Raw genomic sequence first — 22154 nt, 5'->3', positions numbered from 1 at the left:
AACAAACATGATTGCTTTTCGCCAGAATAACCGGAGTTGGTGTTAATGACGGGTGAAGCCCCGATCGCCATAGAGGTCAGGCTGCGTAGCGCAGGCCTGCGTCCCACCCGCCAGCGCGTCGCGCTTGGCGACCTCCTGTTTGCCAAGGGCGACCGGCATTTGACCGTCGAGGAACTGCACGAGGAAGCGGTTGCTGCTGGCGTGCCGGTTTCGCTCGCGACGGTCTACAACACGCTGCATCAGTTCACAGAAGCCGGCCTGATCCGCGTTCTCGCGGTCGAGAGCGCCAAGACCTATTTCGACACCAATGTCTCCGATCATCATCACTTTTTCGTCGAAGGCGAAAACGAGGTGCTCGATATTCCGATCAGCAATCTGACCATCGCCAATCTGCCGTCGCCGCCCGAAGGCATGGAAATCGCCCATGTCGACGTGGTGATCCGCCTGCGGCAGAAGCAGGGCTGATTTTCACATCACATCGTCAGGATGCCGGCCAGGCATGTGCTTGTAGGTCGGGAATGTCCATCCGAACCACAAGGCGCCGCCGCGCACTGCGAAGGCTGCCGCGACCCCGCAGGCCGATGCGATATAGAGCTCGGCGCCAAGCGCGTTGACGCCGGTAAAGACTCCAGATCCTACCAGGGCCGCCGTCACGTAGATTTCCGGGCGCAGCAGCACGGATGGTTCGTTTGCCAGGAGATCACGCAGGATGCCGCCGAAGGTTGCCGTGAGCGCACCGGTGACAATGGCGATCGTCGGCGAGCCGGTCGCGGCCAGCCCCTTGGCGGCGCCGAGCACGCAATAGGCCGCAAGACCGACCGCATCGAGCCAGATCAGCAGGCGATAGCGCGATTCCAGGAGATGGGCGGTAAAGAAGACGACGACACCTGCAATGCAGCAGATGACGATATAGAACGGGTTCAACACCCAGAACACCGGCACGCGGCCGAGAATGATATCGCGCACGGTACCACCGCCCGTCCCCGTCACGATCGCGAAGAACAGAAAGCCTATCAGGTCGAGCTGCTTACGCGAGGCGGCCAGCGCTCCGGTTGCGGCAAAGAGGGCGATGCCGGCGTAATCGAGATAGACGAGCAATGACATCGAGGCCTCCAGACCGGCGGAACGAGGCACACTGAATCATTGCGGCAAGGGCGGCGCAAGGCGGCGCATACAGAATGGAGGGCCAGAGAGCCTTTATCCATAAGAGGAAAGCCGTGAAGCTGCTGCCCGTACTCCTGAACATCGTTCTGCTGCTGGTCATGCCGGTCGCGGCTTTAGCACAGCAATCGCTGATCTCCGACCCGGAGATCTACGAAAAGAAGCATTTCCAGCAGCAATGCACGGAAGCATCCTTCGGTGACGGCTTCCTCATCCGCCAGGATATCAACAATGACGGCCTCGTGGACGTGGTCGTCAACGAGGGCGAACTCACCTGTGACGGCCAGAAGGGTCCGCAGTGCAACGAAGATGGCTGCACCTATAATTTTTATCTGCAGGTGGCCGAAGGCGGCTACTTCATGATCGCGACCGCGCAGATCTACGGCTACGACTTCGTCCAGCGTTTCGGCAATATGGTGCTCGCCATGAAAATGAACCCGCGCTTCTGCGATCGCACCGGCGGCGACCCTTGCGTCGTCACCACCCGCGTGCGGGGTACGAAATTCGTCACCATCTCCAAGAAATAGGCCTCAGTTCGAAAAGAGCGCCGAGCTGCGGCCGGCGAAGCAGCAGCCGGCGAGGCCGTACCAGTCGCGAAAGGCGGTCTTCAGGTTCTCTGCATTCAGGCTCGGCTGGATGGTGACGGAGCGGTTATCTGGCACGCGCCGAATGCGGGCCGGAGGCCCCGATCTTTTGATTGAAGCGACGCTGCAGAGGACGGGGAATAAACAGGGCGACAATCGCCAGCGCCATCGCGAAGACGGAGACCAGCCACAACGCCTGCGCGCCCACAAGACGCGTCATGAGGGCCCCGCTGATGGCACCGAGCACCATGCCGCCCCATGGCACGATCTGGATCGTCCAGTCGAGGCGCCGGTCGCCTATGATCCAGCGGCCGATACCGCGGCCGAAGCGCGACAGCGCGCCGGTGACATAGGTCAGGCCGATCGGCAGCCCTTCTATATGCTCGACCGCCGCGTTCACCATGCCCATAGCGAGAACGATCAAATAGAAACGCGCCATCAACAGATCCTGCAGCGTCATCATAGAGGCTAGCGCCAGCATGAGGCTGACGCAGCAGAGCACGACGAAGATACGCCGCTCCGCGCGATGCGCGACGACAATGCCGGCGGCATTGCCGAGCACGAAGACGATGATGGCCGACACGAGCACGGCGGCATGCCTGACATCGCCGCTGCTCAGCGCCAATGCCGCCCGTGTCGTATTGCCTGTCATGAAGGATACGAAGTCGCCGGTCAGAAGCAGGCCGGTCGCATCCGTCATGCCCGCAAGGAAGGAAATCGAGCCAACCAGCGCCAGTCCGGTCGCGGTCCTACGGGTTCTGATGATGCGGCGGCGTCTTGCTCGTGTCATGGTTCGGGTCCGGGAAGCGCCGAATCGGCTGGCCTCGATGACGGATATAAGAACCTGATTTCAGCCGTCTGCAAAAGTGGCAACCAGACAGCTTTTGACGAATGTCAGTTATGCTGACCTGAAGTACTTACTGAGCTGCATTTGGAGAAATTTGGTGGAGCTAAGCGGGATCGAACCGCTGACCTCTTGCATGCCATGCAAGCGCTCTCCCAGCTGAGCTATAGCCCCATCAGGGTGGTCCGGCTTGCGCCGGTCCTGGGATACTCCGGAGGCGTTCCCTCTGGAGTGGCGGCTTATTACTTGCGGTTTTCGCAGATGGCAAGCCTAAAAAATCCGGCCCGGGAAATTTTTGTCATCCGGGCCGGTATTCGTTCGATCAGACTTCGTCTTCGTCGCCGGTAACGCCGATGATGTCGCTCATGTCGTCATCTTCGTCATCTTCATCGGCTTCGAGGAAGGTATCGTCGTCATCGCCTTCGATTTCGACATCGTCGTCGCCGATGTCAGGGATATCGTCGCCGGAAGCGCTGTCATCGGCGTCTTCGAGCGAAACCAGTTCGACTTCGGTGTTTTCGGTATCGACTTCTGCAACCTCGTCTTCGTCCTGAACTTCAGCAATTGCCGAGGTTTCTTCGAAGAAGGACAGGGGGTAGGATTTACCGGTATAAGGGGAGACGATCGGGTCCCGGTTCAAGTCGTAGAACTTCTTGCCGGTTTCCGGATCGGTGCGCTTGGTTCCAAGTTCCGCTTTCGCCACTATAAGCCTCGTGAGAATGGCCGAATGCGAGATTCGGCAAATGCCGTCAAACCGGCGTTCTATTCGGAATTTATAAGCCGGTCCCCTTAATCGCTACGGCTTCCCATGTCAAAGCCAAACTGCAGAAGGTACTTCAGGCTTGTGCCCGGCATTCCGGATGACCGCTCTGCAAGTTTGTGCTAACCAGCCGCGATTGCCGCAATGCCGACCGGAAAAACATGCCGGCACCGAGTTGTGAGCGGCGCGAATATATTGCCTTTGCAAGGGATTAACCCATGTCGCAGGGTTCCGCATCAAAGCCGGCCATCGCCCGCAAATCCTCCGGGCTTTCCGGAACCGTCCTTATTCCCGGCGACAAGTCGATCTCGCATCGCGCGCTGATACTCGGCGGGCTGGCGTCGGGGGAAACACGCGTTACCGGGCTCCTCGAAGGCGAGGATGTGCTCAATACCGGCAAGGCTATACGGGCCATAGGTGCCGTGATCCGCAAAGAGGGCGATGCGTGGATCATCAACGGAACGGGCAACGGCGCATTGCTTGCGCCGGAGGTTCCGCTCGATTTTGGCAATTCCGGCACCGGCGCGCGCCTGACCATGGGCCTTGCCAGCGTCTATGATTTCGACACTGTCTTTACCGGCGACGCCTCGCTTTCCCGGCGGCCGATGGGCCGCGTGCTCGATCCGTTGCGCCGCATGGGCGTGCAGGTGAAGGCCGTGGAGGGCGACCGCCTGCCTGTCATGCTGCGCGGGCCGGAAACGCCGGCCCCGATCCGTTACACCCTGCCCGTCGCCTCGGCGCAGGTGAAATCGGCGGTGCTGCTGGCCGGTCTTAATATACCGGGTGTGACGACGGTTATCGAGCCGGCAATTACGCGTGACCATACGGAAAAGATGCTGGCTGGTTTCGGCGCGGAACTTTCGATCAAGACCGACAAGGACGGCACGCGGACGATCCGGCTGCAAGGCCGAGGCAGGCTGACCGGCCAGACCCTCGACGTGCCTGGCGACCCCTCCTCCGCGGCTTTCCCGCTGGTGGCGGCTTTGCTGGTGCCGGGCTCGGACGTCACCATTTCCAATGTGCTGATGAACCCGACGCGGACAGGACTGATCCTGACGCTGCAGGAGATGGGCGCCGATATTGATATCCTCGATCCGCGACTTGCGGGCGGCGAGAATGTCGCGGACCTGCGCGTGCGCTATTCGGAATTGACCGGTGTCACCGTTCCGACAGAGCGAGCACCGTCTATGATCGATGAATATCCGGTTCTTGCCGTCGCCGCCGCCTTTGCCAAGGGCCGAACGGTGATGAACGGCCTGCAGGAACTACGGGTCAAGGAGTCGGATCGGCTCTCAGCCGTCGCGGAAGGACTGAAGCTCAACGGCGTCGACTGCGAGGAAGGCAAGGACTGGCTTTCCGTTACCGGCCGGCCGGATGGCTTGGGGCTTGGCAATACTGCCGGCGAGCAGGTCGTCACGCATCTCGACCATCGTATCGCCATGAGCTTCCTTGTCATGGGGCTGGCTTCGGAGCATCCTGTCGGTATCAACGACAGCAGTATGATTGCAACCAGCTTTCCGCAGTTCATGGACCTGATGGAGAGCCTTGGGGCGAAGATCGAGCAGGCTTGATATGTACCAGCCACCACATTTCCGCGAAGACGATCTCAATGTGCAGCATGCGCTGATCCGTGCGCATCCGCTTGGCCTGCTGATCACGGCGGGGGCTTCCGGGCTGATCGCCAATTCCGTGCCCTTCCATCTCGACGCCGGCGCATCAGAGAAGGGAACGCTGCGGCTGCATCTGGCGCGGGCAAATGGACAGTGGCGGGACATTGCCGCAGGTGCGCCGGTGCTTGCCGTCTTCCAGGGCGCGGATTCCTATGTCACGCCGTCCTGGTACCAGACCAAGGCCGAGACCGGCAAAGTGGTGCCGACCTGGAATTATGCGATCGTGCAGGCACGCGGGCCGGCACGGGTGATCGAGGATGCCGGCTGGCTGCTTGCGCAGATCAATGCAATTACCGGCGAACATGAGGGCCAGCGTGAGAAACCATGGTCGGTCGGCGATGCACCAGAGGACTTCATCCGTGCACAGCTCAAGGGCATCATTGGTGTCGAAATCGAAATCGCCGCGATCGAGGGCAAATGGAAGGTGAGCCAGAACCGGCCGGTCGCCGACCGCGAAGGTGTTGCCATGGGCCTCGACGAGATGGCAGAGCAAGCCGAAATGCAGGAACTGGTACGCCGTTACGGCGGCCTCAGCACGGAATGACTTCATGACCGGCAGCTTCATCATCGCCATCGACGGCCCCGCCGCGGCAGGCAAGGGCACGCTTTCGCGCAGGATCGCGGAGCAGTACGGCTTTCACCATCTCGACACCGGCCTCACCTACCGCGCGACCGCCAAGGCGCTCATCGATGCCGGGCTGCCGCTCGATGACGAGACGGTCGCTGAAAAGATGGCGCTCGAGGTTGAACTCGCGGGTCTCGATCGCGATATACTGTCGAGACATGAGATCGGCGAAGCCGCCTCGAAAATTGCCGTGATGCCGGCGGTTCGCCGGGCGCTGGTCGAGGCGCAGCGGCGGTTTTCCGAGAAGCTGCCGGGGACAGTTCTCGACGGGCGCGACATCGGCACCGTCGTCTGCCCCGCAGCACCTGTGAAGCTCTATGTGACGGCGTCGCCGGAAGTGCGCGCGACACGCCGTTACGACGAGATCATCAGCAGGGGCGGCGAAGCAGATTTCGAGGCGATTTTCGAAGACGTCAAGCGACGCGACGATCGCGACATGAACAGGGCGGACAGCCCGATGAAACCGGCAGTCGATGCGCACTTGCTTGACACGTCGGAAATGAGTATAGAGGCCGCGTTTCAAGCTGCTAAGTCGTTTATCGACGCCGCCTTGAGCCGAAATGCCTAATCAAGCGGTTTTCCGCGCTTCGTGCGCGGGACGCTCATGCGAAAGCAAGCCTGAAATTCCGTCCACGCGCCGGATTGCCTTCCTGAAAGAGGGCGGACTGGGTTCAGGCCCATTCAACTCGAACCAACCGGCGCATACGTGAGCCTTGAAGCTATCGAAGGCCACGCAGGAGATTTTATGTCAGTAGCTACTCCCTCTCGCGAGGATTTCGCGGCCCTTCTCGAAGAGTCCTTTTCCAAGAACGATCTTGCTGAAGGCTATGTTACCAAGGGTATCGTCACGGGCATCGAAAAGGATGTCGCCGTTGTTGACGTCGGCCTGAAGGTCGAAGGCCGCATCGCGCTCAAGGAATTCGGCGCGCGCGCCAAGGATGGCCAGCTCAAGGTTGGCGATGAAGTCGAAGTCTACGTCGAGCGCATCGAAAACGCGCTCGGCGAAGCAGTTCTGTCGCGCGAGAAGGCTCGCCGCGAAGAAAGCTGGATCAAGCTCGAAGCCAAGTTCGAAGCCGGCGAGCGCGTCGAAGGCGTGATCTTCAACCAGGTCAAGGGCGGCTTCACGGTCGATCTCGACGGTGCTATCGCCTTCCTGCCGCGTTCGCAGGTCGACATTCGCCCGATCCGCGACGTCACGCCCCTCATGCACAACCCGCAGCCCTTCGAAATCCTCAAGATGGACAAGCGCCGCGGCAACATCGTGGTTTCGCGTCGTACGGTTCTGGAAGAATCCCGTGCCGAGCAGCGTTCTGAAATCGTTCAGAACCTCGAAGAAGGCCAGGTTGTCGACGGCGTCGTCAAGAACATCACCGATTACGGTGCGTTCGTTGACCTCGGCGGCATCGACGGCCTGCTGCACGTCACCGACATGGCATGGCGCCGTGTGAACCATCCGTCGGAAATCCTGAACATCGGCCAGCAGGTCAAGGTTCAGATCATCCGCATCAACCAGGAAACCCACCGCATCTCGCTCGGCATGAAGCAGCTCGAGTCCGATCCGTGGGATGGCATCCAGGCCAAGTATCCGGAAGGCAAGAAGATCTCCGGTACCGTTACGAACATCACCGACTACGGTGCGTTCGTCGAGCTGGAGCCGGGCATCGAAGGCCTGATCCACATCTCGGAAATGTCCTGGACCAAGAAGAACGTTCACCCCGGCAAGATCCTGTCCACGAGCCAGGAAGTCGAAGTCGTCGTTCTCGAAGTCGATCCGTCCAAGCGCCGTATTTCGCTCGGCCTCAAGCAGACGCTGGAAAACCCGTGGGCAGCATTCGCCCGCAGCCATCCGGCCGGCACTGAGGTTGAAGGCGAAGTCAAGAACAAGACCGAATTCGGCCTGTTCATCGGCCTCGACGGCGATGTTGACGGCATGGTTCACCTCTCCGACCTCGACTGGAACCGTCCGGGCGAACAGGTCATCGAGGAGTTCAACAAGGGCGACGTCGTCAAGGCTGTCGTTCTCGACGTCGACGTCGAAAAGGAACGCATCTCGCTCGGCATCAAGCAGCTCGGCAAGGATGCAGTCGGCGAAGCCGCTGCTTCCGGCGACCTGCGCAAGAATGCAGTCGTTTCGTGCGAAGTGATTGCTGTCAACGACGGTGGTATCGAAGTGAAGCTCGTCAACCATGAGGACATCACTTCCTTCATCCGTCGCGCCGACCTCGCTCGCGATCGCGACGAGCAGCGTCCGGAACGCTTCTCGGTCGGCCAGACCGTTGACGCCCGCGTTACCAACTTCTCCAAGAAGGACCGCAAGATCATGCTGTCCATCAAGGCTCTGGAGATCGCGGAAGAGAAGGAAGCCGTTGCTCAGTTCGGTTCGTCCGACTCGGGCGCTTCGCTCGGCGACATCCTCGGCGCGGCTCTGAAGAACCGCGGCGGCGAATAATCCTTCGCTGATCCATTGAAATGAAGAACCCGCCGGAGCGATCCGGCGGGTTTTTCGTTTTGGGAGATTGTCTGAATTCCCGGTTGGGTTATTCCCAGCCGACCATGCGCTGGTAGAGGGCATAGACCGGGTCGGCGACCGTTGCCGGAGCAGTAGACGGATCGGGATCAAACATTTTCGGCTGGCGCCGCTCCTCCCGCGGGGCTTCCTCTCCGCCGGCCTGCTGCTCGTCGCCCTGACCGGATTGCGCCTGCTGTTGCTGCTGATCCTGCGAGCTGCTGTTTTCGTGATGGCGACGAGCGGGTTCATCGGCCTTGGTCGCCTTATATTCATCGCGGGCGAACTGGTAAGGTGTCTGCGTGTAGGGAAGCCCTTCCGGCATACGGGCCGCGAGCGGAACATAGGAAGGTGTCTCGACGACCGGGATGGGAACCGGCTGCGGCTGTGCGGCGATTTCTCTGATGGGACGCGTCGTCTGGGCAGCCGCAGCGATTTCTGCCTGAGATGGGCGAGAAGCCTGGGCGGCCTGGGCAGATGCAGGCTCGACCACATCTTCCGGGGTTGTGCGAACCAGGCTCTCCGTCACCTCGCTGATGACGGCCTCGTCCAGCATAGCATCGATTTCGACGGCGGCCTCGACAGACGTATCCATCAACAGGACAGTTGCCTCCTGCTCGCGGATGATCGTTGCGATCATCTGCGAAACCTGTTCGGTCATGGAGCTGGCAATGCCGGTCCAGTTGCGCGGGATAACCGGATCAGCCTTGGCGGAGATTGTCTGCTGCTCGAGAGCGGGCTCGGCCTGTTCCGGCTCGACCACTTCCTGTTCTACCGGTGCAGCCTGGACTTCTTCCGTCTCTCGCAGCGCGGTCGCCTGCGATGAAGCGTCATGCGCCGCTGTCGCGGGCTGACTTCCAGTCTGCTGGTCCTCGACGGTTGGATCGGTCGCCACGACAACAGCCGTTTCGGCCGGAACGATTTCTTCGGCAGCGGGAATCGCTAAATTTTCAGCCGCTTTTGCTGCGGACTGACGTGCAGCGGGCAGGTTTTCTCCCTGAAGTTTGATTTCCGGCCGCGGCTCGGTGCGCGGCAGCGGCGCGGCATCGTTCTGGCGATAAGAGCGGACAACGGCGCGGGCTGCGAGATCCCTGTCCTTGTAGCTGACAATCTCGAGATAGGCGACGACACGCGTGGCCTCCGGCCCGGTCGGGTCCTTGAGGGCTGCGGCGATCATTCTCAACGGCAGGCTATGTCCGTCATCGGAAAGCTGGCGCTCGACCGCTTCAATCTCGGCGGCAGGCATACGGCGGATAGCGTCTGCGACACGAGTGGCGAAGGCCTGATCGGACTCCCCCTCGCCGCGCTGCAGCGCGATGGTGCGTCCCGTAGCATTGATGATGTCGAGAAGCGCTTCAATCATGCGCTGGCGCGCGGCGATGAGCAGAATATTGAGCTTGCCGGCAATCGCGGCATTGAGGTCGGCTGCTTCAACTGCATTCACCGGGGTGGGGGCGACCACCGAACGGCCGAGGCCACCGGCAACGATTGCTGCCGTCTGACCCTGAGAAGAAAGGCTTGCATTGGACGCTGAACGAATGGGAGACAACACAGGCACGCTCCTTTCGCAAAGTGGCTATGAAAGCAGGTCTTACAACGAGACCGCGCTCATCCGGCCCCTTGCATCCCGGCAGATCCTCCTGTCCGCATCGGCGCATTTCGCGCCGTCGAGTGCATAAAAATTAAGGATAATGTTACTGAAAATGCCTTAACGAATAGCTAACGGCCGCAGGCGCCCAATCGACGGCCGTGCCTGCATGTCCGATAAGAGGCCGATGTCAGCTATGGGCGAAGATATCCGCCTCTTCCCAGCCGAGAAGATCAAGCTTGGCGCGTGTCGGCAGGAATTCGAAACAGGCCGTCGCATGTTCCAGGCGGCCGTCACGAATCAGGCGCTCGTTCAGCTTGTCGCGCAATGCATGCAGGTAGAGCACGTCGGAGGCGGCATATTCGAGCTGCGCCTGCGAGAGTGTTTCGGCGGCCCAGTCGGAAGATTGCTGCGTCTTGGAGATATCGACGTCGAGCATTTCCTTGAGATTATCCTTCAGGCCGTGGCGATCCGTGTAAGTACGGATGAGGCGCGAGGCGATCTTCGTGCAGAAAACCGGCGTCGCGGTGACACCGAACGTATGGAAGAGCACCGCGATATCGAAGCGGCCATAATGGAAGATCTTCTGGCGCGATGGATCGGCAAGCAGCGCGGTGAGGTTCGGCGCTTCCTTCTGGCCGGCCGCAATGCGGATCACATCGGCAGAGCCGTCACCTGGCGAAAGCTGCACGACGCAGAGGCGGTCCCGACGCGGCACGAGGCCCAGCGTTTCGGTATCGATCGCGATCGCGCCGGTGTAACGGGCGGCATCCGCCGCGGAAATATCGCCCTGGTGATAACGGATAGTGGCCGCCATGGGATGTCTCTCGTTCAGCTTCGTCTTTCCGGGCTATATCGCAAAGGGCGAAAGCGCGAAACCGCTTTCCTGCTGCAGGGGCCTTCGGGCACCGCCGAGCACGGTTCGGTGGCATGGGCGCTCAGTAGTGTGGCGGCTTGGTGATCGCTGGCGCTTCCAGCGACTGTTCTTCCAGGCTCAGGAAGCGCTCGGTCAATCGGTCGAGCTTGGCGCGCGTCTGCTCCATGACCTTCCATTGTTCGGCAAGCTGATCGGAAAGCTCATCGATCGTCTTTGCCTGGTGGGCCAGCATTTCTTCCAGTCTGGTAATGCGGGCTGCCTCGTCGGACATCGGTTTTCTCCCCTGATATCAGGTGGCATTCCAAAGCCGAAATAGGCCGGAGCGTCAATGGTTCGAGTCCTCAAAAAAACGATTCTGAAAGTGAACCGTCTGGTTACTAAAAGGCCTTGCCGCGTCTGATGATGTGGGGTAGGCCCTTATCCATTAGGGAGGATAACTGATGGATGTAGGCAATGGCTTTCTTCATCCGGACCGGCTCTTTCCCGCCGATCCGGCAACGCGAACAATAGCGCGCGATCTCTACGAGACGGTGCGCGGTCTTCCGATCGTCAGCCCGCACGGGCACACCGAACCGTCCTGGTTTGCAGACGACAAAGCCTTCGAAGACGCCGCCTCGCTGCTTGTCATTCCCGACCATTATCTCTTCCGCATGCTGCACAGCACCGGCACCAAGCTTGACGAGCTCGGTGTACCACGTCTCGACGGCAAGACGGTTTCGAGCGGCCGCGATATCTGGCGCGCTTTCGCCGCCAAATACCATCTTTTCCGCGGAACACCGTCGAGCCTTTGGGTCGATCATGCCATGTCAGCAGTGCTCGGCTGCACCGAGCCGCTGACGACCGAGAACGCCGATGCGCTCTACGACCACATCAATGCGCAGCTCAAGCTTCCGGAGTTCCGGCCGCGGGCGCTGCATCAGCGTTTCGGTATCGAAACAATTGCAACGACTGAAGGCGCGCTGGATCCGCTGCCTCATCACCAGAAGATGGCGGCGGACGGCTGGATCGGCAAAGTGCGCACCACCTACAGGCCCGACAGCGTCACCGATCCCGATGCCATCGGCTTTCGCGACAATCTTATCAAGTTCGGAGAGATCACCGGCTGCGACATCACCAAATGGAGCGGCCTCATCGAGGCACATCGCAAGCGGCGCGCCTATTTCCGCCAGTTCGGAGCGACAGCGACCGACCACGGCGTGCCGACCGCGTTTACCGCCGATCTGCCGCTTGCTGAAAAGCAAGCGCTGCTCGACAAGGCGCTGAAGGGGCCGCTTTCAGTCGCCGATGCGGAACTTTTCCGCGGGCAGATGATGACGGAAATGGCCGGTCTTTCTGCCGAAGACGGCATGGTGATGCAGATCCATGCCGGCTCACGTCGCAATACCGACCGCGAGCTTTTCGAGACGCGTGGACCGAATATGGGCGCCGATATTCCGACGCGCACCGACTGGGTCGGCGGCCTCAACGCGCTGCTTTCGAAGTACGGTCATGCGCCTGGGCTGCGCATCCTGCTCTTCACGCTCGACGAGACGACTTATGCTCGCGAGCTCGCGCCGATGGCCGGCCACTGGGCCTGCCTGATGATCGGCCCGCCCTGGTGGTTCCACGACAGCCCGCTTGGTATCCGCCGTTACCTCGACCAAGTGGTGGAGACGGCCGGCTTTGCCAATCTCGCCGGCTTCAATGACGATACGCGTGCGCTGCTGTCGATCCCCGCCCGTCATGATGTCTGGCGCCGCGAGATCTGCCGTTTCCTGGCGCAGCTCGCCGTCGAGCACCGGATTTCGAGGAAGGAAGCCGAGATCGTCGCGCGCGAACTTTCCTATGACAATGCGAAGAAGGCCTACAAGCTGTGAGCGACAAACTGCAGAACGTGACCGGCCTTGCGCCGACAGCGAAGCTTCCTGCCTATGACCGGAATACGCTGAAGGCCGGCATCCTGCATCTTGGCCCTGGCGCCTTCTTCCGTGCGCATTTCGCGCCTTTCACGGATGGCGCGCTGGCAGCTGCCGGCGGTGACTGGGGCATCGAGGTGGCGAGCCTGCGCACCCCCGATGTCGCGGACAATCTCTCCGCCCAGAACGGGCTCTATACGGTGCTGATCCGCGATACCTCTGGCACGACGGCTCACGTCATCGGCTCGATCCTTGGGGCGTATGTGGCGCCGCGCGATCCGGCGGGCCTGCTGGCACGGCTCGAAGACCCTGATATCCGCATCGTCAGCATGACAGTGACGGAAAAGGCCTATGGTTTCGATCCGGCAACCGGAGGGCTCGACCTCAAGCATCCCGATATCGTCGCCGACCTCGCCAACCGGCATGCGCCGCGCGGTGTCATCGGCTATCTCGTCGAGGGTCTGGCACGGCGCCGGCAGAAGGGCATAACACCCTTTACGCCGCTTAGCTGCGACAACCTGCCGAGCAACGGCGCGGTGCTTAAGCGTCTGGTGCTGGAATTCACTGCCCGCATCGATCCGGAACTGCATGGCTGGATCGAGGCGAACGTGCCCTTTCCTTCGACGATGGTCGACCGTATCACGCCGGCAAGCACCGATGCGACCTATGCCGATGCCAAGCGGCTGACGGGCCGCACGGACATGGCAGCAATCGAGACGGAACCCTTTACCCAATGGGTGATCGAGGACCATTTCGTCAACGGTCGTCCGGCCTGGGAGAAGGTTCACGGCGCGCTGATGGTCGAGGAAGTCTCGGCCTATGAAAAGATGAAGCTGCGCATGTTGAACGGCGCGCATTCGCTGCTCGCCTATCTCGGCTATATAGCAGGCTATGAATTCATCCGCGACGTCATGGATGATGCAGGACTTTCAGCACTTGCGCGCCGGCACATGAACGGGGCGGCAGCAACGCTGGATCCGGTTCCCGGCATCGATCTCGACGCCTATGCGGACGAATTGATAGCACGCTTTGCAAACAAGGCGATCGCCCACCGCACCTATCAGATCGCCATGGACGGCACGCAGAAACTGCCGCAGCGTCTGCTGGAACCAGCCACGGAAGCGCTTGCCAAGGGCAGCAAGGCGGAGACCTATGCAATCGCCGTCGCCGCCTGGATGCGCTACGCTATCGGCATCGATCGGAATGGCGAACGCTACGAACTGCGTGACCCGCGGGCGGGAGAGATTGCAGCACTGCTCGACGGTGTGCCGCGCAATGGTGGAGCGGTTTCGGCAGTTCTGTTCGGCCTGCCGGGCTTGTTCCCGAAGGCGCTTACCGGGAATGTCGCATGGACCGAAGATGTGGCGAACAAGCTGGAGATCCTGATCCAGGACAACAGGCTGCCACTATATTGAAGGGTTAGCAAAACTTCCTCATCCCTATACCCGCACAGGGATGAGGAAACATCCGGGGAATTTGCTCCCCGTTGCAGCCGTTCTAGGCCCTTATCCGTTGCATCTCGGGATCATAGAGCGGTTTCAGGCTAACCTTGCAGGACACGCGCTCGCGGGCGACATCCAGCTCATAATTGCCGGCGAGGACGAAATCCTCTGTTACACCACCAGGGTTACGGACATAACCGTAGCCGATCGGCCTGCCGAGGGTGTAACCGTAGCCACCGCTGGAGAGCCAGCCGACGCGCTTGCCGTCACGATAGATGGTTTCGCGACCGAGCAGAACGATATCGGGATCATCAGGCACGAAGCAGGCGAGCATCTTCTTCACACCGCCTTCGAGCTGGCGCTCGATCGCCTCGCGCCCCTTGAATGGCGTGTTCTTCCGCATCTTCACAGCCCAGCCGAGACCGGCTTCAACAGGCGTGTGGTCGGGGCCGATATCGGAGCCCCAGGCGCGGTAGCCCTTTTCCAGGCGGCAGCTTTCAATGGCGCGGTAACCGGCATTCACGAGGCCGAACTGCCCGTCCGCCGCCATAAGCGCGTCATAGACGGTCGTCGCGTATTCGATCGGCACATGCAGTTCGTAGCCGAGCTCGCCGACATAGGTGATGCGCAGAGCCCGCACGGGGCAGCCGGCAATGCCGATGGTCCTGACGCGACCGAAGGGGAAGGCAGCGTTGGAGACGTCGCTGGTCGTGACCTTTTCCAGGATGACACGGGAATTCGGCCCCATCAGCGAGAGCACGGTGTAGGCGGAGGTGACATCGACGAGTTCGGCGTGAAGGCCGTCGGGGATGTTGCGCGAGATCCAGTCGAAATCATGCGTGGCAAAGCCGGTGCCGGTGACGATGTAATACTCGTTCTCAGCGATGCGGGCGCAGGTCACGTCGCATTCAATGCCGCCCTTGTCGTTCAGCATCTGCGTGTAAATCAGCGATCCGACGGGCTTTGCGACATCGTTGGCGGCAATCCATGACAGTGCTGCTTCTGCATCCCTGCCCTTCAGCACGAATTTGGCGAAGGAGGTCTGGTCGAAGATGACCGCTGCCTCGCGCACGGCCTTGTGCTCGCGGCCGACGGCATCGAACCAGTTCTGGCGGTCGTAGGTATAGATATCCTTCGGCTCTTCATTGGCGAAGAGATCGGCAAACCAGTTCGGCCGCTCCCAGCCGAGCTTTTCGCCGAAGCACGCGCCCTGCGCCTTCAGCCGTTCATAAAGTGGTGACTTCCGGCAAGGGCGGCCGCTCGAGTATTCCTCGAAGGGGAAGGCCAGCGTGTAGTGTTTGCCATAGGCCTCCAGCGTTCTCGTGCGAACCCAGTCCGTATCGAAATGCGGGCGGCCGAAGCGACGGATATCGACCGGCCAGAGATCGTAGGGTGGCTCGCCCTTCGTTACCCATTCGGCAAGCGCCATGCCGGCGCCGCCGGCAGAGGCAATGCCAAAGGCATTGAAGCCGGCGCCGACGAAGAAATTCTTCAGCTCAGGCGCTTCACCGAGAATGAAGTTGCCATCGGGCGTAAAACTCTCCGGCCCGTTCAGAAGCTGTTTAATGCCGGCATTCTGCAGCGCCGGGACACGGCCGAGCGCATGCTCCATGATCTGCTCGAAATGATCGAAATTGCTGTCGAGCAGCGTATAGTGGAAACCCTCGGGAATGCCGTCCAGAGCCCAGCCGATGGGGTTCGGCTCGTAGCCACCCATGACCATGCCGCCGACCTCCTCCTTGTAATAGGTCAGCCGATCGGGATCGCGCAGAGTCGGCAGATTGGAGGGCACGCCGAAGGATTCGGTGATGATGTACTGATGTTCGACGGACACGAGCGGCACGTTGACGCCGAAGCGGGCGGCGAAACTGCGGGTCCATTGGCCAGCGCAGACCACGACCCGTTCGCATTCGATGCGGCCTTGTCCGGTGATGACGGCGCGGATCCTGCCCCTGTCGATTTCGAGATCGAGAACTTCGGTGTCCTCGAAGATCGAGACGCCGGCCATGCGGGCGCCTTTTGCCAGCGCCTGAGTGATGTCGGAGGGATTGGCCTGACCATCCGTCGGCAGATAGGCGGCGCCGACGAGATCGTCTGTCGTCATCAGCGGCCAGAGATCGAAAGCCTCCTGCGGGTTCAGGAGATGCATTTCGAGGCCGAAGGACTGAGCCGTGGTCGCCTGACGCTTGACCTCCGTCCAGCGCTCCTCGTTACAGGCAAGCCGCAGGCCGCCATTCATCTTCCAGCCGGTGCCGAGACCTGTCTCAGCTTCGAGCTTCTTGTAGAGATCGACGGAATATCCCAGAAGCTGGGTGATGTTGGCGCTGGTGCGCAATTGGCCGACGAGGCCGGCGGCGTGGAATGTCGTGCCTGACGTGAGCTTCTTGCGCTCCAGCAGCACCGTATCGGTCCAGCCGAGCTTGGCCAGATGATAGGCGGTCGAGCAGCCGATGATGCCGCCGCCGATGACCACGGCCTTTGCCGTCTTCGGTAATTCCTTCGTCATTCAATGATCCTGTTCAAATGCCCGATAGGCACGTTCGAAACGGGCGAGGTTTTCGGCGGTATAGGCAGCGTAGTCGAAATCGATGGTCGAATGGATCTCGGAGATCATGCTCCAGAGCGTCTCGCGCAGCAGTGAGGCACATTTCATGGCCTGGTAGCGGTGGTTGAGATCATCCGTCAGCGGCTGACCGAAATAGGTTTCCAGCATGAGGCGCTCCGCCTCTTCCGAAAACTCGCTGTTGGAGGCAAGGCCGCCGAGATCGAAGAGCGGCGTGTTGAAGCCTGCATAATCCCAGTCGATCAGCCAGAGCCGCCGGCCATCGTCTAGGAAATTGGTGGCTAGCAGATCATTGTGGCCGAAGACGATTTCGAAGGGACCTGCCGCCTGCTCGAGACGCTCCGCCTTTTCAAGCAGGCCGTTCAGCAACGGCACATACTGACTGTTTGCGGCCCTCAGGTTCGCGACATAATCCCTGATTACATGGAAGACCCAGAAGATCATCGCCTGACCACGGAAATGGCGGGCCATGTCGTGATGGCAGGCATGGATCAACGGAATGACACGGGCAAGCGTTTCCGGCTTGCGGATGTCTTCGGGCGACAGCGGCGCGGCATCGATGAAATCGAGAACCAGCACACCTGGCACGTGATGGACAACGGCGGGCGAGATGCCGGCCGCATGGGCGGCGCGGCTCGCCGCAAGCTCGTTCTGCCTGCTGATATGATGGACCGGAATATCATCGCCCAGACGGACGACGCGCCGCAGCGCGCCATCTCTCACCAAGTAGTTCCGGTTGGTGAGGCCGCCGGTGATCGGGGTTATGTCGATCGGGCCCTGCCAGATGCCAAGCGCATGAATCCTCTCTTCAGGCGTCACGCGTATCCCCCTCTTAGCCCTCAATGAAATGATGGGCTTGAGAGGGATCGGCTGTCAAGCCGGGCTAATTTAGATCGTCTTGCCAACGTCATCAAAGACGTGACAGCGCGCCGGATCGAAGGAGGCCTTCACATTGGTGCCGCGCTCGACCTTCTGCTGACCATCGAGCGCGATGGTGAGCGGTTGGTTGTCCGGCGTCGTGGCGTATAGCATCGTGGCGCCGCCGAGGTTTTCGACCAGATCGACATTGACGGTCGAAAGGACGGCGCCGCCCTCCGCCAAGGAAAGATGTTCGGGACGGATGCCGAAGGTGACGTTCTGGCCAGCCTGACCGGCAAGCCTGCGACCGAGCTGAATGGAATTGCCGCAGACATTGACCGTCGAGCCAGTGTCTGTGACGCTCTCGATCTTTGCACTCAGGAAATTCATCTTCGGGCTGCCGATGAAGCCGGCGACGAAGCGGTTGGCGGGGTTGTTGTAGAGATCGAGCGGAGCGCCGACCTGTTCGATGCGGCCGGAGTTCAGCACGACGATCTTGTCGGCCATGGTCATGGCCTCCACCTGGTCGTGGGTGACGTAGATCATCGTATTGCCAAGGCTGCGGTGCAGGCGGGAAATCTCCACGCGCATCTGCACGCGCAGTTCAGCATCGAGGTTGGACAGCGGCTCATCGAACAGGAAGATGCGCGGCTCGCGCACAATGGCGCGGCCGATCGCGACGCGCTGGCGCTGGCCGCCTGACAATGCCTTCGGCTTGCGTTCGAGCAGCTTCTCGATCTGCAGGATCTGCGCGGCACGGCGCACCTTCGGCTCGATCTCGGCCTTCTTGTAGCCGGCGGTTTCGAGGCCGAAGGCAAGGTTCTTGTAAACAGACATATGCGGATAGAGCGCATAGGACTGGAAGACCATGGCAATGCCGCGCTTGGCGGGCGTCACTTCGTTCATGCGCTCATTGTCGAGCAGCAGCGCGCCCCCGGAGATTTCCTCGAGGCCGGCGATCATACGCAGTAGCGTGGACTTGCCGCAGCCGGAAGGCCCGACGAAGACGGCGAATTCGCCGGGATCGATCGTCAGGTCGATGCCGTGGATGACGTCGAGCTGGCCATACCGCTTCTCGACCTTCTGAAGAACGACACTCGTTGCCATGTTCCGAAATCCCCTCTTATTTGGTTCTTGCACGCCAGTCGGCGTATTTCGGGCTGTCAGGACCGATCGGCAGAGCGACATCGGCGCCGCTATCGGAAGATTGATAGATAGCAGTGACCAATTCCAACGCGCGCCTTGCATCGGCGCTCGTCACCGGAAGCGAGCGCTTGCCCATCAGGTAATCGTGGAAGCGCAGCATCTGCGTGTTGAAACGCAGCGGCACGGGCTGCCAGTCGGCGATGACGGCATCGATCTTCGCCTGTACTTCATCGTCGGCAGCGATGATCTGCCAGGGATCCTGGCCGGGCGCATAGGCCTCATGGTTGCTTTCGAAGGTGATGTTTTCGAAATGAAGCCTGAGCCGGCTGATTTCGTTCTGCGAGCCGAGCGTGCAGGAAAGTGAAACGAAGGCGCCGTTCTGCATCTGCAGGCTGACGGAAGCGCAATCTTCCACCTCGATCTCGTTGACACGGGTTGCCACGCGGCCGAAGACGCGGGTTGCCGGGCCGGCGAGATAAAAAAGCATGTCGTGCAGATGGAGCGCATGGGTGACGAGGACGCCACCGAGTTCAGTTGCCCATTTACCGCGCCAGGGCACGGCATAATATTCCGGCTTGCGGCGCCAGAAGGTCTCGACCGAGCCCATGTAGAACTTGCCGGCGAGACCGGCATCGATGATGCTCTTGGCCTTCTCGACGCCATCGCCATAACGATACTGGAAGATCGGCATCAGCGTGCCCTTGGCAGTCTTTTCGGCCGCGATGATTTCGTCGGCAGCGGCGAGCGAGCCGGTGAGCGGCTTTTCACAGACCACATGCTTGCCGGCGGCCAGAGCGGCTATGACCTGCTCCTTATGGATGCCCGGCGGCGTGCAAATATCGATGATATCGATGCTGTCATCGGCAAGCAGCTCATCGAAGGAGGTCGTGCGGCACTCAATTCCGAATTCGTCGCCGACCGTCTTCAAGCGCTCCTCGTTCAGGTCACAGATCGCTGCGACCTTGAACTTGTCCGGATGCGGTAGATAACCTTCGACGATGTGAGAGCGGCCGATACCGCAGCCGATGATCGCGACTGTCTTGATGCTCATGTCATTCTTCCTGTCTGGCTTTCCTGCCCGATCCATCAACGCTTCATGCCGGTCGTGGCGATGCCTTCGATCAGCAGGCGCTGGAAGAACAGGAAGAAGAAGAACACGGGCACGAGCGTGAGCGTCGACATGGCGAACAGTCCGCCCCAGTCCGATGCGCTGGTGGAGTCCACGAAAGTGCGCAGGCCGAGCTGGATCGTGTAGGTGTTCATGTCGTTGAGGTAGATCAGCGGACCGAAGAAATCGTCCCAAGTCCAGATGAATGAGAAGATCGCAGCCGTCGCCAGAACCGGCAGCGACAGCGGCAGCATGATCTTCCAATAGATGCGCCAGGCGCTGCAGCCATCCATCATCGCCGCTTCATCGAGCTCACGCGGAATACCACGGAAGAACTGCACCATGAGGAAGATGAAGAAGGCGTCGCTGGCCAGGAACTTCGGCACGACCAGCGGCAGGATGGTGTTGACCCAGCCGAGATCGAGGAAGAGCACATATTGCGGGATGAGCGTCACGTGATAGGGGATCATCAGCGTGCCGAGCATGATCGCGAACCAGAAGTTCCGGCCGGCAAAACGCAGCCGCGCGAAGGCGAAGGCCGTCAGCGAACAGGCGATGACATTGCCGGCGACAACCAGCAGCGAGATGACGAGCGAATTCCAGAAGAAGCGGCCGAAGGTGATATCGAGGCCGGTCCAGCCGCGCACATAGGAAGAGAAATCGACCGACGACGGAATGAGCGAGGTCGACGAGAAGATTTCGTTTTCCGGCCTGACCGATGCCGACACCATCCACAGCAGTGGATAGAGCATCAGAAGCGAGGCGGCGATCAGCAGCGCGTGGATAACGAGCGTTGCCGGCAGGCTGCGTTTGGTGATGTCCGATGGCGGCCTGGCCGCGGTGACGGAAGCGGTCATCTCAGTCATCGTAGTGCACCCAGTAGCGCGAGGTCAGGAAGGAGAAGGCGGTGAAAATCGCGATGATCACCACGAGGATCCAGGCGAGCGCCGAGGCGTAGCCCATGCGGAAGTTGCCGAAGGCCTCCTGATAAAGATAGAGCGTGTAGAAGAGCGTCGAATTGATCGGGCCGCCCGTGCCACCGGAGATGATGAAAGCCGGCGTAAAGGCCTTGAAGGCATCGATCGTCTGCACGACTGCGTTGAAGAAGATCACCGGCGTCAGCAGCGGCAGCGTGATCTTGTAGAACTGTCGGAATTTCGAGGCGCCATCCAGGCTTGCAGCTTCATACATATCCTGCGGGATCTGACGCAGACCGGCCAGGAAAATGATCATCGGCGAGCCGAACTGCCAGACGGAGAGAGCCACGAGCGTATAGATCGAATAACTCGGATGCGAGATCCAGCTCGGGCCGACGATACCGAATTGCGCGAGCGCGGCATTGACGAGGCCATCGCTGGCGAAGAGCTGGCGCCACAGCACGGCGATCGCCACGCTGCCGCCGAGAAGCGACGGAAGGTAGAAAATCGCACGGTAGATCGGCAGGCCGCGTAGACCCCTGTTCAATGCCAGAGCGACGAGCAGGGCGAAGGTCAGCTTGAACGGAACCGACAGCACGACATAGGTCAGCGTGACGGACATGGCCGATGCGAATTTCGGATCGGCCGTCGCGATGCGCACGTAATTTGCGGCCCCTACCCAACCCGGTGCCCTCAACATGTCGAAGTCGGTGAAGGAGAGGTAGAGCGAAATCAGGGCCGGGCCGAGTGTCAGGCCAAAGAAGCCTACCAGCCAGGGAAGCAGAAAGAGATAGCCGGGAGCATTGGCATTCCAAAGGCGCCGGAAGCGTCCGTCAGCCTTTACTCCCTGATATCTTTCCACTGTTACCGTCCCTGCGGACGTGCGCATCGCATTTGTCATATAAGATCAACCCCGCGCGAGAATTCGCGTGATTTCATCCACGAGCTGCTTGCCGGCATCGGCAGGCTTGACCTGGCCGAAAGCGACCTGCTCCGAGATGGTGCGCAACACGACCTGGCCTTCGCCGGCGCCGGTCGGCGGCGGGGGCGGAAGCGGGCCGGCGAGATCACCAAGGCCGCTGACATATTCGAGCGGGACCTTGCCGGTTTCGTCGAGCGTGCCGGCAACGACCTCACGCATCGCCTTCGATTCCGGAATGCCGCGCTCAACGTCGAGGATCTTGGCAGCATCGGGATTCTTGACGAAGAAGTTGACGTAATCGACAGCCTGATCGATTACCTTCGACTGGGCGGAGACCGAGAAGAACATCGAAGGCTTGCGGTAGTGGCCGCCCTTCGAGTCCGGCTTGATTCTCATGTAGTTGCTGAGCATCAGCTTGTCTTTGACCATCGCCTGATAACCAACGAACTGGTTGGAGTGGGCGTAATCGCAGGCAGCCTTGCCGACGGTGAGCGGGCTGGTATCGATCGTATCCTTGTAGAGCGCCTGAATGTCGGGCGTTACGCAGGCACCGGCTTCACGGAATTTGGCCCACATGTCGAACCATTCCGAAGCGTCCTCAGCACCGAAAACAATCTTCGAATCCGCCGTGTACAGCGCCTTGCCGCGCTGGCGCAGGTAGTTTTCGAAGAGCGGCTCCCCGCCGCTG

General features: G+C 60.6%; 21 protein-coding genes, 1 tRNA gene and 1 pseudogene. 8 read left to right on the top strand and 15 right to left on the bottom strand.

Features of this window, described 5'->3' with window-relative positions; all coding sequences use genetic code 11:
• The first annotated feature begins 45 nt into the window (after window positions 1–45).
• Window positions 46–465: an iron response transcriptional regulator IrrA gene (gene irrA, locus PMI11_RS05205; protein ID WP_007814143.1), complete on the top strand. Its 420-nt coding sequence runs from the start codon at window positions 46–48 to the stop codon at window positions 463–465.
• Window positions 466–468: 3 nt separating this feature from the next.
• Here the strand turns inward: irrA and PMI11_RS05200 are convergent, their stop codons facing one another.
• Entirely contained in the window at window positions 469–1104 is a 636-nt protein-coding gene (locus tag PMI11_RS05200; RefSeq protein WP_007814141.1) for a trimeric intracellular cation channel family protein, read from the bottom strand.
• A gap of 74 nt (window positions 1105–1178) precedes the next feature.
• Here PMI11_RS05200 and PMI11_RS05195 point away from each other — a divergent pair, with 74 nt between their 5' ends.
• Window positions 1179–1688: a hypothetical protein gene (locus tag PMI11_RS05195; RefSeq protein ID WP_007814139.1), complete on the top strand. Its 510-nt coding sequence runs from the start codon at window positions 1179–1181 to the stop codon at window positions 1686–1688.
• 3 nt (window positions 1689–1691) lie between these two features.
• On the opposite strand, the gene PMI11_RS38355 is transcribed toward PMI11_RS05195, so the two are convergent.
• From PMI11_RS38355 to PMI11_RS05180, 4 genes are all read right to left on the bottom strand, one after another.
• The gene (locus tag PMI11_RS38355) at window positions 1692–1823 is read right to left on the bottom strand and encodes a hypothetical protein (RefSeq protein WP_280110098.1); all 132 of its coding nucleotides are present in this window, start codon (window positions 1821–1823) and stop codon (window positions 1692–1694) included.
• Window positions 1813–2535, bottom strand: a complete 723-nt coding sequence (locus PMI11_RS05190) for a YoaK family protein (RefSeq protein WP_007814136.1) — start codon at window positions 2533–2535, stop codon at window positions 1813–1815. Before PMI11_RS05190 ends, PMI11_RS38355 begins: the two co-directional genes overlap by 11 nt.
• A gap of 152 nt (window positions 2536–2687) precedes the next feature.
• A tRNA-Ala gene (locus tag PMI11_RS05185) sits at window positions 2688–2763 on the bottom strand.
• Window positions 2764–2911: 148 nt separating this feature from the next.
• Window positions 2912–3292: a TIGR02300 family protein gene (locus PMI11_RS05180; protein ID WP_007814134.1), complete on the bottom strand. Its 381-nt coding sequence runs from the start codon at window positions 3290–3292 to the stop codon at window positions 2912–2914.
• 275 nt (window positions 3293–3567) lie between these two features.
• On the opposite strand from PMI11_RS05180, the gene aroA reads away from it, so the two are divergent.
• From aroA to rpsA, 4 genes are all read left to right on the top strand, one after another.
• On the top strand, window positions 3568–4920 hold the full coding sequence (aroA, locus tag PMI11_RS05175; protein WP_007814132.1) for a 3-phosphoshikimate 1-carboxyvinyltransferase: 1353 nt from the start codon (window positions 3568–3570) through the stop codon (window positions 4918–4920).
• Window position 4921: 1 nt separating this feature from the next.
• The gene (locus tag PMI11_RS05170) at window positions 4922–5563 is read left to right on the top strand and encodes an FMN-binding negative transcriptional regulator (protein ID WP_007814130.1); all 642 of its coding nucleotides are present in this window, start codon (window positions 4922–4924) and stop codon (window positions 5561–5563) included.
• A 4-nt stretch (window positions 5564–5567) separates the two neighbouring features.
• Entirely contained in the window at window positions 5568–6212 is a 645-nt protein-coding gene (gene cmk / locus PMI11_RS05165) for a (d)CMP kinase (RefSeq protein WP_007814128.1), read from the top strand.
• A gap of 177 nt (window positions 6213–6389) precedes the next feature.
• The gene (rpsA, locus tag PMI11_RS05160; RefSeq protein WP_007814126.1) at window positions 6390–8093 is read left to right on the top strand and encodes a 30S ribosomal protein S1; all 1704 of its coding nucleotides are present in this window, start codon (window positions 6390–6392) and stop codon (window positions 8091–8093) included.
• A gap of 88 nt (window positions 8094–8181) precedes the next feature.
• Here the strand turns inward: rpsA and PMI11_RS05155 are convergent, their stop codons facing one another.
• The 3 genes from PMI11_RS05155 to PMI11_RS05145 form a co-directional block, all read right to left on the bottom strand.
• The gene (locus PMI11_RS05155) at window positions 8182–9702 is read right to left on the bottom strand and encodes a hypothetical protein (RefSeq protein WP_007814123.1); all 1521 of its coding nucleotides are present in this window, start codon (window positions 9700–9702) and stop codon (window positions 8182–8184) included.
• A 226-nt stretch (window positions 9703–9928) separates the two neighbouring features.
• Window positions 9929–10555 carry a ribonuclease D gene (locus tag PMI11_RS05150; RefSeq protein WP_007814121.1) on the bottom strand — a complete coding sequence of 209 codons (627 nt, stop codon included), beginning with the start codon at window positions 10553–10555 and terminating at the stop codon, window positions 9929–9931.
• A 121-nt stretch (window positions 10556–10676) separates the two neighbouring features.
• Window positions 10677–10886 carry a SlyX family protein gene (locus PMI11_RS05145; RefSeq protein ID WP_007814119.1) on the bottom strand — a complete coding sequence of 70 codons (210 nt, stop codon included), beginning with the start codon at window positions 10884–10886 and terminating at the stop codon, window positions 10677–10679.
• Between the two features lie 169 nt (window positions 10887–11055).
• On the opposite strand from PMI11_RS05145, the gene uxaC reads away from it, so the two are divergent.
• Both uxaC and PMI11_RS05135 read left to right on the top strand, forming a co-directional pair.
• On the top strand, window positions 11056–12471 hold the full coding sequence (gene uxaC, locus PMI11_RS05140) for a glucuronate isomerase (RefSeq protein WP_007814117.1): 1416 nt from the start codon (window positions 11056–11058) through the stop codon (window positions 12469–12471).
• Window positions 12468–13925 (top strand): mannitol dehydrogenase family protein, encoded by a 1458-nt coding sequence (locus tag PMI11_RS05135; RefSeq protein ID WP_007814115.1) that lies wholly within the window; start codon window positions 12468–12470, stop codon window positions 13923–13925. Before uxaC ends, PMI11_RS05135 begins: the two co-directional genes overlap by 4 nt.
• A gap of 82 nt (window positions 13926–14007) precedes the next feature.
• Here PMI11_RS05135 and PMI11_RS05130 read toward each other — a convergent pair whose 3' ends face one another.
• The 7 genes and pseudogenes from PMI11_RS05130 to PMI11_RS05100 all read right to left on the bottom strand — a co-directional run.
• Entirely contained in the window at window positions 14008–16458 is a 2451-nt protein-coding gene (locus PMI11_RS05130) for a GcvT family protein (RefSeq protein WP_007814113.1), read from the bottom strand.
• Entirely contained in the window at window positions 16459–17334 is an 876-nt protein-coding gene (locus PMI11_RS05125) for a phosphotransferase (protein WP_007814111.1), read from the bottom strand. It lies immediately after the preceding gene.
• Between the two features lie 69 nt (window positions 17335–17403).
• Entirely contained in the window at window positions 17404–18480 is a 1077-nt protein-coding gene (ugpC, locus tag PMI11_RS05120; protein WP_007814108.1) for an ABC transporter ATP-binding protein, read from the bottom strand.
• A gap of 16 nt (window positions 18481–18496) precedes the next feature.
• Window positions 18497–19570, bottom strand: coding sequence for a Gfo/Idh/MocA family protein (locus PMI11_RS05115; RefSeq protein ID WP_007814107.1), 1074 nt, complete (start codon window positions 19568–19570; stop codon window positions 18497–18499).
• Window positions 19571–19605: 35 nt separating this feature from the next.
• Window positions 19606–20484 carry a carbohydrate ABC transporter permease gene (locus tag PMI11_RS05110; protein WP_037070749.1) on the bottom strand — a complete coding sequence of 293 codons (879 nt, stop codon included), beginning with the start codon at window positions 20482–20484 and terminating at the stop codon, window positions 19606–19608.
• A 1-nt stretch (window position 20485) separates the two neighbouring features.
• Window positions 20486–21445, bottom strand: a complete 960-nt coding sequence (locus PMI11_RS05105) for a carbohydrate ABC transporter permease (protein ID WP_007814102.1) — start codon at window positions 21443–21445, stop codon at window positions 20486–20488.
• A 6-nt stretch (window positions 21446–21451) separates the two neighbouring features.
• Window positions 21452–22154: pseudogene (locus PMI11_RS05100) on the bottom strand (ABC transporter ATP-binding protein); the annotation flags it as partial.

Origin of the sequence: Rhizobium sp. CF142 (genome assembly GCF_000281145.1) — a bacterium.
GTDB lineage: Bacteria > Pseudomonadota > Alphaproteobacteria > Rhizobiales > Rhizobiaceae > Rhizobium.
Note: the sequence above shows the minus strand (reverse complement) of the source record. Positions and strands in the feature narration are given on the sequence as shown.